10 protein-coding genes are annotated in these 12,094 nt (G+C 69.8%); 8 read left to right on the forward strand and 2 right to left on the reverse strand.

The genetic code is table 11. The features are described 5' to 3' along the window. Positions 1-155: 155 nt before the first annotated feature. Complete coding sequence (locus ORI94_RS01860; protein ID WP_266071890.1) at positions 156-2,462, reverse strand: (Fe-S)-binding protein; 2,307 nt, start codon at positions 2,460-2,462, stop codon at positions 156-158. 503 nt (positions 2,463-2,965) lie between these two features. On the opposite strand from ORI94_RS01860, the gene dnaK reads away from it, so the two are divergent. The 6 genes from dnaK (at position 2,966) to ORI94_RS01890 (ending at position 10,299) form a co-directional block, all read left to right on the forward strand. Then, on the forward strand, positions 2,966-4,810 hold the full coding sequence (dnaK, locus tag ORI94_RS01865) for a molecular chaperone DnaK (protein ID WP_266071891.1): 1,845 nt from the start codon (positions 2,966-2,968) through the stop codon (positions 4,808-4,810). Further along, entirely contained in the window at positions 4,807-5,481 is a 675-nt protein-coding gene (grpE, locus tag ORI94_RS01870) for a nucleotide exchange factor GrpE (RefSeq protein WP_266071892.1), read from the forward strand. Before dnaK ends, grpE begins: the two co-directional genes overlap by 4 nt. 108 nt (positions 5,482-5,589) lie before the next feature. Continuing rightward, the gene (dnaJ, locus tag ORI94_RS01875) at positions 5,590-6,789 is read left to right on the forward strand and encodes a molecular chaperone DnaJ (protein WP_042163443.1); all 1,200 of its coding nucleotides are present in this window, start codon (positions 5,590-5,592) and stop codon (positions 6,787-6,789) included. A gap of 5 nt (positions 6,790-6,794) precedes the next feature. After that, entirely contained in the window at positions 6,795-7,247 is a 453-nt protein-coding gene (locus tag ORI94_RS01880) for a heat shock protein transcriptional repressor HspR (protein ID WP_042163446.1), read from the forward strand. Positions 7,248-7,778: 531 nt separating this feature from the next. Continuing rightward, positions 7,779-8,885, forward strand: a complete 1,107-nt coding sequence (locus ORI94_RS01885; RefSeq protein WP_266071893.1) for a sugar ABC transporter substrate-binding protein — start codon at positions 7,779-7,781, stop codon at positions 8,883-8,885. A gap of 361 nt (positions 8,886-9,246) precedes the next feature. Then, the gene (locus ORI94_RS01890) at positions 9,247-10,299 is read left to right on the forward strand and encodes a helix-turn-helix transcriptional regulator (protein WP_266071894.1); all 1,053 of its coding nucleotides are present in this window, start codon (positions 9,247-9,249) and stop codon (positions 10,297-10,299) included. Here the strand turns inward: ORI94_RS01890 and ORI94_RS01895 are convergent. Beyond that, positions 10,262-11,239, reverse strand: a complete 978-nt coding sequence (locus ORI94_RS01895; RefSeq protein WP_266071895.1) for a helix-turn-helix transcriptional regulator — start codon at positions 11,237-11,239, stop codon at positions 10,262-10,264. The genes ORI94_RS01890 and ORI94_RS01895 overlap by 38 nt on opposite strands. A gap of 162 nt (positions 11,240-11,401) precedes the next feature. On the opposite strand from ORI94_RS01895, the gene ORI94_RS01900 reads away from it, so the two are divergent. After that, positions 11,402-11,665, forward strand: coding sequence for a hypothetical protein (locus ORI94_RS01900; protein WP_266071896.1), 264 nt, complete (start codon positions 11,402-11,404; stop codon positions 11,663-11,665). Positions 11,666-11,668: 3 nt separating this feature from the next. Next, positions 11,669-12,004 (forward strand): hypothetical protein, encoded by a 336-nt coding sequence (locus tag ORI94_RS01905; RefSeq protein WP_042163890.1) that lies wholly within the window; start codon positions 11,669-11,671, stop codon positions 12,002-12,004. Positions 12,005-12,094 lie beyond the last annotated feature (90 nt).

The raw sequence follows: 12,094 nt of genomic DNA on the forward strand, positions 1-12,094 counted from the left end.
CGCCGCCGGTCGGAGCCGCGACGGAAGACCCGGGACAGGTGCCTGGAACAGGCGCCTCGGGACGGCGGCCTCGGGACGGCGGCGCCCCGCCGCCGGCCGGAGCCGGGACGGGGCGCTGGAAGCTGGAGGAGTGAGGGAGAGTGCCCTGGGGCCGGTTACTTCACCGGCTCGGGCTCCGGGGCGTCTTCGCTCTCCGTCTCGCCCGCCGGGTCCAGCGGTGTCTTGACGGACTCCAGCAGGAGCTGGGCGACGTCCACGACCTGGATGGACTCCTTGGCCTTGCCGTCGTTCTTCTTGCCGTTGACCGAGTCGGTCAGCATGACGAGGCAGAACGGGCAGGCGGTGGAGACGATGTCGGGGTTCAGGGCGAGGGCCTCGTCGACGCGTTCGTCGTTGATGCGCTTGCCGATCCGCTCCTCCATCCACATCCGCGCGCCGCCGGCGCCGCAGCAGAAGCCGCGTTCCTTGTGGCGGTGCATCTCCTCGTTGCGCAGGCCCGGGACACCGGCGATGATCTCGCGCGGAGGCGTGTAGATCTTGTTGTGCCGGCCCAGGTAGCACGGGTCGTGGTAGGTGATGAGGCCCTCGACCGGGGTGACCGGGATCAGCTTGCCCTCGTCGACGAGGTGCTGGAGCAGTTGGGTGTGGTGGATGACCTCGTAGTCGCCGCCGAGCTGCGGGTACTCGTTGCCGAGGGTGTTGAGGCAGTGCGGGCAGGTGGCGACGATCTTCTTGGCCGACTTGGGCTTCCTCGTCTCCTCGGTGACGTTGCCCTCGTCGTCGGTCTCCTCGCCGAAGGCCATGTTCAGCGACATGACGTTCTCCATGCCGAGCTCCTGGAACAGGGGCTCGTTGCCGAGGCGGCGGGCGGAGTCACCGGTGCACTTCTCGTCGCCGCCCATGATCGCGAACTTGACGCCCGCGATGTGCAGCAGTTCGGCGAAGGCCTTGGTGGTCTTCTTGGCGCGGTCCTCGAGGGCGCCGGCGCAGCCGACCCAGTACAGGTACTCGACCTCGGACAGGTCCTCGATGTCCTTGCCGACGACCGGGACCTCGAAGTCGACCTCCTTGGTCCACTCCAGGCGCTGCTTCTTGGCCAGGCCCCAGGGGTTGCCCTTCTTCTCCAGGTTCTTGAGCATCGTGCCCGCCTCGGACGGGAAGGAGCTCTCGATCATCACCTGGTAGCGGCGCATGTCGACGATGTGGTCGACGTGCTCGATGTCGACCGGGCACTGCTCGACGCAGGCGCCGCAGGTGGTGCAGGACCACAGGACGTCGGGGTCGATGACGCCGCCCGCGGCGGGGCCGCTGTCGGACGCGGCGTCGAGCGTGCCGATCAGCGGGCGCCCGGCCTCGGCCAGCGCCGCCGCCGGCACGTCCTTCAGGGCCCCGGCGGACGCCTTCTCCTCGCCCTCCACGGTCGTGCCGCCGCCGGCCAGCAGGTAGGGGGCCTTGGCGTGCGCGTGGTCGCGCAGCGACATGATCAGCAGCTTGGGGGAGAGCGGCTTGCCGGTGTTCCAGGCGGGGCACTGCGACTGGCAGCGCCCGCACTCGGTGCAGGTGGAGAAGTCCAGCAGGCCCTTCCAGGAGAACTGCTCGACCTGGGAGACGCCGAAGACGTCGTCGTCGCCGGGGTCGGTGAAGTCGATGGGCTTGCCGCCCGACGTCATCGGCTGCAGGGCACCGAGGGCGGTCCCGCCGTCGGCCTCGCGCTTGAACCAGATGTTCGGGAAGGCGAGGAAGCGGTGCCAGGCCACACCCATGTTGGTGTTCAGCGAGACCACGATCATCCACACGAACGAGGTCCCGATCTTGATCATGGCGACCAGGTAGACCAGGTTCTGCAGTGTCCCGACGGACAGGCCGTCGAAGGCCAGGACCAGCGGGTACGAGGCGAAGTACGCGGCCTCGTAGCCGTCCACGTGGTGCAGGGCGCCCTCGAGGCCGCGCAGCACGTAGATGGCGAGGCCGATGGTGAGGATGACGTACTCGACGAAGTACGCCTGACCCGACTTGGAGCCGGCGAAGCGGGACTTGCGGCCCGGGCGTGACGGCAGGCTGAGCAGCCGGATGACGATGAGCACGGCGATGCCGAGCACGGTCATCACGCCGATGAACTCGATGTACATCTCGAACGGCAGGAAGCCGCCGATGACCGGCAGGACCCAGTCGGCCTGGAAGAGCTGGCCGAAGGCCTGGGCGAGGGTGGGCGGCAGTGTCAGGAAGCCGACGGCCACGAACCAGTGGGCGATGCCGACGATGCCCCAGCGGTTCATGCGCGTGTGGCCGAGGAACTCCTTCACCAGGGTCACACTGCGCTGGTAGGGATGGTCGGTCCGGGTACCGGCCGGGACCGGCTGGCCCAGCTTGAAGTACCGGACGAACTGGCCGATCGCGCGTGCGAGCAGGGCAACGCCGACCACGGTCAGGACCAGCGACACGATGATCGCGGCGAGTTGCATGGGGGCTCCTCGGGCCTGCGAGGGTTTCGTCGGGGGCTCCTGCCACGGGATTCCCGACATTACTAAGCGGTAACTTATGCAGTCCGTCTGAGACTACCCCCAACCCCGGTCGCACTGTAGCCGGGTGCGGGGTGATCTGGGTCGCTGAGGCTTGCCTTGGCAGGTGCCCCGGATGTGGCCGCGTGACGGCCCGTAAAGCGGGGCATACGCCACTAACTTATATCCGTGCCGCACACCCGCGTCCGCGTGCCGCCGTGACGGCGGCCATGGCGGCGGCCCGTGGATGCCTGCGCGCGGCGTCTCCGCGCGGTGCCCTTCGCGCTCCCCGGAAGGGCTGTTCCTGCCTCGCCTGCCCGCGCGACTTCGCGACATCGCAGGTCAGCGCCTGGTTGCGCGTAAGGAGAGGATAAGAGTTGAGTCCGGCTGACTCACCTCTGTTGACCCTGCGCCGGACGTCAGGCATGCTTGAGTCTGTTCCACTCAAGTCAGTTGGAGGAATCGAAATGGCACGTGCGGTCGGCATCGACCTGGGCACGACTAACTCCGTCGTCAGCGTTCTGGAGGGCGGCGAGCCCACCGTCATCACCAACGCCGAGGGCGCCAGGACCACGCCTTCCGTCGTCGCCTTCGCGAAGAACGGCGAGGTGCTGGTCGGTGAGGTGGCCAAGCGTCAGGCCGTGACCAACGTCGACAGGACCATCCGGTCGGTCAAGCGCCACATGGGCACCGACTGGAAGATCAACCTGGACGGCAAGGACTTCAACCCGCAGCAGATGAGCGCCTTCGTGCTCCAGAAGCTGAAGCGGGACGCCGAGGCGTACCTGGGTGAGAAGGTGACCGACGCGGTCATCACCGTCCCGGCGTACTTCAACGACGCGGAGCGCCAGGCGACCAAGGAGGCCGGCGAGATCGCCGGCCTGAACGTGCTGCGCATCGTCAACGAGCCGACGGCCGCCGCCCTGGCGTACGGCCTCGACAAGGACGAGCAGGTCATCCTGGTCTTCGACCTCGGTGGCGGTACGTTCGACGTCTCGCTGCTCGAGATCGGCGACGGCGTCGTCGAGGTGAAGGCCACCAACGGTGACAACAACCTCGGTGGTGACGACTGGGACCAGCGCGTCGTCGACTACCTGGTCAAGCAGTTCCAGTCCGGGCACGGCGTGGACCTGGGCAAGGACAAGATGGCGCTCCAGCGCCTCCGTGAGGCCGCCGAGAAGGCCAAGATCGAGCTGTCCTCGTCCACCGAGACCACGATCAACCTGCCCTACATCACCGCCTCCGCCGAGGGCCCCCTGCACCTCGACGAGAAGCTGACCCGCGCCCAGTTCCAGCAGCTGACCGCGGACCTGCTCGAGCGCTGCAAGACGCCGTTCCACAACGTGGTCAAGGACGCCGGCATCGCGCTGTCCGAGATCGACCACGTCGTCCTCGTCGGCGGCTCCACCCGCATGCCCGCCGTCGCCCAGCTCGTCAAGGAGCTGACCGGCGGCAAGGAGGCCAACAAGGGTGTGAACCCGGACGAGGTCGTCGCCATCGGCGCCTCGCTCCAGGCCGGTGTCCTCAAGGGCGAGGTCAAGGACGTCCTGCTGCTCGACGTCACCCCGCTGTCCCTCGGTATCGAGACCAAGGGCGGCATCATGACCAAGCTGATCGAGCGCAACACCACGATCCCGACGAAGCGCTCCGAGATCTTCACCACGGCCGAGGACAACCAGCCGTCGGTGCAGATCCAGGTCTACCAGGGCGAGCGCGAGATCGCGGCGTACAACAAGAAGCTCGGCATGTTCGAGCTGACCGGTCTGCCGCCGGCGCCCCGCGGCGTCCCGCAGATCGAGGTCTCCTTCGACATCGACGCCAACGGCATCATGCACGTCACGGCGAAGGACCTCGGCACCGGAAAGGAGCAGAAGATGACCGTCACCGGCGGCTCCTCGCTCCCGAAGGACGAGGTCGACCGCATGCGTGAGGAGGCCGAGCGGTACGCGGAGGAGGACCACCAGCGCCGCGAGGCCGCCGAGTCCCGCAACCAGGGCGAGCAACTCGTCTACCAGACCGAGAAGTTCCTCGCGGACAACGAGGACAAGGTCCCCGGCGAGGTCAAGACCGAGGTCGAGTCGGCCGTCGCCGAGCTGAAGGAGAAGCTCAAGGGCGAGGACACCGCCGAGATCCGCACCGCCACGGAGAAGGTCGCGGCCGTCTCCCAGAAGCTGGGCCAGGCCATGTACGCCGACGCGCAGGCCTCCCAGGCCGCGGGCGGGGCCGACGCGGGTGCCGCCGGGGCCAAGGCGGACGACGACGTGGTCGACGCCGAGATCGTGGACGACGAACGTAAGGACGGTGCGGCGTGACCGAGGAGACCCCGGGCTTCGACGAACAGTCGCAGCAGCCCGACGTCCCCTCAGGCGTTCCGGCCGATGACGCCGAGCCGAAGGCCGCAGCCCCCTCCGCGGAGGAGGAGGCGGCGGCCCCGGCCGGGGACTCGGGTCCCGATGCGGGTCTGGTGGCCCAGCTGGACCAGGTGCGTTCGGCACTCGGCGAGCGCACCGCCGACCTCCAGCGGCTCCAGGCCGAGTACCAGAACTACCGCCGCCGGGTCGAGCGCGACCGGATCGCGGTCAAGGAGCTCGCCTCGGTGAACCTCATGACCGACCTCCTGCCCGTGCTCGACGACATCGGTCGCGCGCGGGAGCACGGCGAGCTGGTCGGCGGGTTCAAGTCCGTCGCCGAGTCGCTGGAGGCGACCGTGGCGAAGCTGGGCCTGCAGACGTTCGGCAAGGAGGGCGAGCCCTTCGACCCGACGATCCACGAGGCCCTGATGCACTCCTACGCCCCGGACGTCACGGAGACGACGTGCGTGGCGATCCTGCAGCCCGGGTACCGCATCGGCGAGCGCACCATCCGTCCCGCGCGGGTGGCCGTCGCCGAGCCGCAGCCGGGTGCCCAGCCGGGCAAGCCGGCCGAGGAGGGCACCGAGGCGGCGGCGGACGAGAAGGAGACCGGTGGCCCCCAGGAGGGCTGACGCCCCGGCCGGCGCGAGCGTGCCGGCGCGGGCGGGCACGACAAGCGGGACGGGCAGGACGGGCGGGCCGGGGACGGCCCGCAGGGCAGGAGAGGAGGGACGTCGGGGATGAGTACCAAGGACTTCATCGAGAAGGACTACTACAAGGTTCTCGGCGTCCCCCAGGACGCCACCGAGGCCGAGATCAAGAAGGCGTACCGGAAGCTCGCCCGCGAGTACCACCCGGACGCCAACAAGGGCAACGCCAAGGCGGAGGAGCGTTTCAAGGAGATCTCCGAGGCGAACGACATCCTCGGCGACGCCAAGAAGCGCAAGGAGTACGACGAGGCCCGCTCGCTCTTCGGCAGCGGAGGTTTCCGCGCGGGGCCGGGCGCGGGCGGTGCCGGGTCGTTCAACTTCGACCTGGGTGACCTCTTCGGGGGCGGCCAGGGCGGCGGTCAGGGCGGCGGCCAGGCCGGTGCCGGCGGCTTCGGCGGCGGGATCGGCGACGTCTTCGGCGGCCTGTTCAACCGCGGTGGCGGCACGGGCGGCGCGCGTACCCAGCCGCGGCGCGGCCAGGACATCGAGTCCGAGGTCACCCTGAGCTTCACCGAGGCGATCGAGGGGGCGACGGTCCCGCTGCGGATGTCCTCCCAGCAGGCCTGCAAGGCCTGTTCGGGCACCGGCGACAAGAACGGCACACCGCGCGTGTGCCCGACCTGCGTCGGTACCGGGCAGGTGGCCCGGGGCAGCGGCGGCGGCTTCTCGCTCACCGACCCGTGTCCGGACTGCAAGGGCCGCGGGCTGATCGCGGAGAACCCCTGCGACATCTGCAAGGGCAGCGGCCGGGCCAAGTCCTCGCGGACGATGCAGGTGCGCATCCCCGCGGGGGTCAGCGACGGCCAGCGGATCCGGCTGCGCGGCAAGGGCGCTCCGGGCGAGCGCGGCGGCCCGGCGGGCGATCTCTACGTGGTCGTGCACGTCGGCAGCCACCCGGTGTTCGGCCGCAAGGACGACAACCTGACCGTCACCGTCCCGGTCACCTATCCGGAGGCGGCGCTCGGCGGTGACATCCGGGTGCCGACGCTCGGCGGCCCGCCGGTCACGCTGAAGCTCCCCCCGGGGACGCCCAACGGGCGGACCATGCGGGCGCGGGGCAAGGGAGCGGTCCGCAAGGACGGCTCGCGCGGTGACCTGCTGGTCACCGTGGAGGTGAGTGTTCCCAAGGATCTTCCGGGGAAGGCTCGTGACGCGCTGGAGGCGTATCGCGAGGCGACCGCGGACGAGGATCCGCGGGCGGAGCTGTTCCAGGCCGCGAAGGGAGCTTGAGGGCGATGGACGGTCGTCGACGCAATCCGTACGAACTGACGCAGGACACTCCGGTCTACGTCATTTCGGTGGCGGCCCAGCTCTCCGGGCTGCACCCGCAGACGCTGCGTCAGTACGACCGCCTGGGACTCGTCTCCCCGGACCGCACCGCCGGCCGGGGCCGCCGCTACTCGGCCCGCGACATCGAGCTGCTCCGCCAGGTGCAGCAGCTGTCGCAGACCGAGGGCATCAACCTGGCCGGCATCAAGCGCATCATCGAGCTGGAGAACCAGGTGGCCGCGCTCCAGGCCCGGGTGGCGGACCTGGAGGGCGCGCTGGACGGCGCGGCGGCGACCATGCGCCAGCGCGAGGCGGCGGTGCACGCGTCGTACCGCCGGGACCTGGTGCCGTACCAGGAGGTGCAGCAGACCAGCGCGCTGGTGGTGTGGCGGCCCAAGCGCCAGCAGCAGCACGACTGACGGCCGGACACCGGCTGCCGGGCGCCACGCACCGCACACCGGCTGCCGGGCGCCGCACACCGGCTGGCGGACGCCGGACGGCAGGTGTCGGCCACCTCCGGTCGGGGGTCGCCGGGTGGCGTGAAAGCGTCGGTCCGGTGCGGGTGGCGCTGTGACGGCCACGGTCCCGCGTGCGGGTCGCGGTCCGACGGGGAAGTTCCGTTTGGCGCGGAAGTGGAGTGTCCTGTGAGGCCCGGAGGTTCGTTCGAACCTCCGGGCCTCACCTGCGCGCGGACGGTTGACGGCCCGTCACCTCTCGGTTCGTGCGCCCCGGCGTACGCCCCGCGCACGTCTGTGAGCAGCGCGTGTATGCGTGTGTAGGGGTTATGTGCGAGTCTTTCGCCGAGCCCACACGACTTCAGCGCACGGTGCTGTGTTCATCTCGTTAAGTAGTTGGTCTTGACGCCAGTGGTCGCTGGAGCGTTGGCTTTTCAGTCACATGGGCCGCAATGCTGTGCCCACGTCCAAAAACGCACTGAAGTGAGCTCCCGTATGCGTCGTATCGCCATATCAGCCGCCGCCGCCTCGATGTCCGTCGTGCTCGCCGGTTGCGGCGCACTCAACGCGACGGGGAGCAGTGACGGAGCGAGCCCCACCAAGGGGAACGACGTCACCATCGGGCTCCTGCTGCCGGAGAAGGCCAACACCCGGTACGAGCAGTTCGACTACCCCATCTTCAAGAAGAAGGTGGAGGAGCTCACCGGCGACAAGGGCGAGGTGGACTACGCCAACGCCGAGGCGGACGCCGGCAAGCAGTCGACCCAGATGCAGCAGATGATCCAGGACGAGGTCGACGTCATCGTGCTGGACGCGGTCGACGCGCACGCCATCGCCGAGGACGTGACGAAGGCCAAGGACGCGGGCATCCCCGTCATCGCCTACGACCGGCTGGCCGAGGGCCCGATCGACGCGTACATCTCCTTCGACAACGAGCTGGTCGGCGAGGTCCAGGGCCGCTCCCTGCTGGAGGCGCTCGGCGGCGACGGCGGGATCACCAGCAAGGTCGTCATGATGAACGGCTCGCCGACCGACCCGAACGCCAAGCAGTTCAAGGCGGGCGCGATGTCCGAGCTCAAGGGCGCGGTGACCATCGCCAAGTCCTACGACACCAAGGACTGGAAGCCGGAGAACGCCGAGGCCAACATGGCCGAGGCGATCGCCGAGATCGGCGCGGACGACATCGCCGGGGTCTACTCCGCCAACGACGGCATGGCGGGCGGCATCGTCAAGGCCCTGCAGGCGGCCGGCGTGACCGAGCTGCCCCCGATCACCGGCCAGGACGCCGAACTCGCCGCGGTGCAGCGGATCCTCCTGGGCGACCAGTTCATGAGCGTGTACAAGTCCTACCCGACCGAGGCGGACAACGCCGCGGAGATCGCGGTGGCGCGGATCCAGGGCAAGAGCATCCAGTTCGACGCGCTGACCGACGACCGCGTCGACAGCCCCACCCACAAGGACATTCCGGCGCAGCTCGTGCCCGTGGTCGCCCTGACCAAGGAGAACATCGCGGACACGGTCGTCGCCGACGAGATCTACAAGCTGTCGGACATCTGCACGGCCACCTACAAGGAGGCGTGCGACGAGGCCGGGCTGAAGTAGCCCTCGACCGTCCTGCCGGGGAGCGCGGATCGCCGCGCTCCCCGGCAGCGTCGTTCCCCCGCGCGCCGCCCCGCGCCGCGCCCCGCGCCCCGCGCGCCTCGGGGCTCTCACTCCGGGCTCTCGCCCCGGAGCCTCGCTCTCGCCGCACCCCGCGTCCCCCGCCGCGCGCACGCCGCCCTGGCGCCGCTCACCTGGGCCCGGCTCCGCCGGTTTGTCGCAATGTGATGAGGCGAGCCCCGGAGATAGGCGGTCATACCGGTGGTTTACGGCAGTCACGCCGACGGGAGCCGTGTTGCGGAGCCGGGTGGGGCCGCGCATAGTTGCGCATCGGAAAGTGGCTGAACCGGGGGTGGGACGGGCAATGGCCGGGCGCGGGACGGGCGAGCATCCGCATGGTGCTGACCGACTGTGCGACGCCGGGGATCGTGTGTATTCCCGGGCCGTACGGCGCGGGCGGGTGCCGCGCCGGGATGCGGAGCCGGTGCCCTGCCTCCTGGACCTGGCCCTGCTGCATCCGGACCCCGACGACATGGACTGGCTGGTGCCGACCGCCCCGCAGGAGGTCATGACCCGGCTGCTGCGCGGGATGTACGACGAGGTCAGTGCGAGCCAGCGCCGGGTCGGTTCAGCCGTCGAGGCCTTCGAGTGGTACGCCGGTCTCGGCCGCGGGGCGCAGTCGCCGCCGGCCTTGGCCGCCACGGCCGGGGAGGGCCCCGCCATCCGGGTACTGGACGGTGTGGCCCGTATCCAGGCCGCGATGGACGAGGCGACGCAGGCGTGCACCACGGAGGTGCTGACGGTCCAGCCCGGCGGCATCCGGCGCGAGGCGGAGCTGTCGGAGGGACTGCACCGGGCGACGGCGCTGCGCGGGCGCGGGGTGCGGATGCGGGACCTCTACACGCATGTGGCCCGGCACGGCCAGGGGCTGCACACCTACCTGGAGCTGATGGGCGACGCGGTGGAGGCGCGGACGCTGGACGAGGTGACCGAGCGGCTGATCCTCTTCGACCGCACGGTCGCCTTCATCCCCGCCAACGCCGAGCGCTCGATGGCGCTGGAGCTGCGGCACCCGGCACTGGTGGAGTACCTGAGCACGGTCTTCGAGCGGCTGTGGCGACTCGCCCTCCCGCTGGCCGCCCCGCTCCCCGACACCGGCATCGAGGGCATCTCGCACCGGGAGCGGTCCATCGCGGCGCTGCTGGCGGAGGGGCACCAGGACGCGGTGATCGCGGAGCGGCTGGGGATCAGCGTGCGCACCTGCCGGGCCCACATCGCCCGGCTGTCGGAGACGCTGGGCGCGGCCAGCCGTACCCAGCTGGGCGTCAGGATCGCCCAGGCGGGGCTGGACGGCCCCCCGGGCTCGGCGGCGGCCTCCGTCACGATTCCTGCTCGAGGATCCCCGACTGGGCGATGAGGTAGCCCAGTTGGGCACGGCTGCCACTGCCGAGGGCGGAGGCCAGCTTGGCTATGTGGGCGCGGCAGGTGCGCACGTTCATCCCCAGACGCCGGGCGATGGCCTCGTCGACGTGGCCCTCCACGAGGAGTTTGGCGATGGAGTGCTGGATGTCCGTGAGGCCGTCCGAGGCCGGCTCGTACGGGGCGCCCATGCTCAGGGGGACCGCGCGGGTCCACATGAACTCGAAGACCTTGATCAGGTAACGGACGAGGCCGGGGTGGCGCAGTTCCAGGGCGACCTGGCGGTCGTCGCGGGTGGGGATGAAGGCCACGGTCTCGTCGCAGATGATCAGCCGCTCCACGAGTTCGTCGATGGTGCGGTACTCCACCCTGCCGGTGTCGAACCGTGCCACGTACGCCAGCGTCTCGGGGCTGTGGCGGGCGGTGTGCTGGTAGAGGGTCCGGATGCGCACCCCGCGTTCGGTCAGATGCCGGTCGCGCTCCAGCCCCTGGGCGAGGGTGTGTTCCAGCCGACGGCCGCCCGGCTGGACGGTGAGCATCTCGGACCGGCACTGCGCGGTGGCCAGATCGAGGGCGGCGTTGATCCGGTCGAGGCCCTCCAGCACCGTGATCGAGTGGGTCGTCATCGTCGCCTGGGCGCTGAGGGCCATGAACGGCTCGAAGGCGTCGGCCAGTTCGATCGACATCCGCCTGCGCTCGGTGATCTCCCGTTCCAGCGGGTTGAGCCGGTGGGCCAGGGCCACCGCCGGTGAGAGGGGACGCAGCCAGGTGGGGTCGTCCGGGTCGGGGTGCAGCAGGGCGAGCTCCATCAGGCAGGGAGCCGGCTCCACGTCCGTGCGGGCGATGCGGCCCGCGCGCAGGGCGTCGGCGTAGAGGCGGCTGCCGGCCTCGCACAGTTCGGTGACCGCATGGGGATGTTCCTCATTAGCCCGATTCATCATCAAATCTCCACCCCACAGGGTCCTGAACATGCAGGAACATGATGCACCGATTGTGTGGCCATGACGTGCCCGAATGAGCCATCGTCGTACCTGACGGGGGAAAAGGGTGATCTTCGAGTGAGGACGAAGCCGACTATGCGCAAGAGAACGCTTCGCTCGGTGCTTGTCGCCGCATTCTCCGCCGTCGTGGCCTTCGGGGCGCTGAGTGGCCCGGCCGGCGCGAAGGGTGACGTCCGGGCGGACAGCAGCTGGGGGCCGGCGGTGGCCGTCCAGTCCGCGGCCGGGGGCGACAGCAGTTGGGGTGTGGTCACCCCCATGACCGAGGGTGACAGCAGTTGGGGTGTGGTCACCCCCATGACCGAGGGTGACAGCAGTTGGGGTGTGGTCAATCCCACGGCTGCGGACGACAGCAGTTGGGGCTGAGTGATGACCACGCCTCCCGACGACCGATCCTTCCGCCGCGAGATGGCCACCGCCTACCGGTCCGGATGGCACTTCATCGACCTGGTCACCGCCATCCCCCACAGCGGTGACTCCCTGATGGTGACCGTGTTCGGTGAACCGGTCGTCGTCACGCGCGACGAGGATCAGGACGTACGGGCGTACCGGTGCCTGCGGCGGCCCCGTGGGGCACCGCAGCCCGTGCGGTGTGCCATCCGGTACGGAATGATCTTCGTGAACCTGGACCAACGGGACCATGAGCAGGTGGAGTCCGACTCTCCCGCTGCTCGGACCATCTCGGCCACCCCCCGCAGTGCCTGACGCGATTCCCCCGTCGTAAAAGATCGCGCAGGTGCTTCCCCCGGCAGTGGCGTCACCGTGACCTGAACACGGTGACGCCACTGCAGTTTT

Origin of the sequence: Streptomyces sp. NEAU-W12 (genome assembly GCF_026242095.1) — a bacterium.
Taxonomy (GTDB): Bacteria; Actinomycetota; Actinomycetes; order Streptomycetales; family Streptomycetaceae; genus Streptomyces.

Bases quoted from the DNA above. Each gene is read 5' to 3' on its own strand.
- ORI94_RS01860 (WP_266071890.1), bottom strand. From the start codon at position 2,462: ATGCAACTCGCCGCGATCATCGTGTCGCTGGTCCTGACCGTGGTCGGC.
- dnaK (WP_266071891.1), top strand. From the start codon at position 2,966: ATGGCACGTGCGGTCGGCATCGACCTGGGCACGACTAACTCCGTCGTC.
- dnaJ (WP_042163443.1), top strand. From the start codon at position 5,590: ATGAGTACCAAGGACTTCATCGAGAAGGACTACTACAAGGTTCTCGGC.
- ORI94_RS01880 (WP_042163446.1), top strand. From the start codon at position 6,795: ATGGACGGTCGTCGACGCAATCCGTACGAACTGACGCAGGACACTCCG.
- ORI94_RS01885 (WP_266071893.1), top strand. From the start codon at position 7,779: ATGCGTCGTATCGCCATATCAGCCGCCGCCGCCTCGATGTCCGTCGTG.
- ORI94_RS01890 (WP_266071894.1), top strand. From the start codon at position 9,247: ATGGCCGGGCGCGGGACGGGCGAGCATCCGCATGGTGCTGACCGACTG.
- ORI94_RS01895 (WP_266071895.1), bottom strand. From the start codon at position 11,239: ATGAATCGGGCTAATGAGGAACATCCCCATGCGGTCACCGAACTGTGC.
- ORI94_RS01905 (WP_042163890.1), top strand. From the start codon at position 11,669: ATGACCACGCCTCCCGACGACCGATCCTTCCGCCGCGAGATGGCCACC.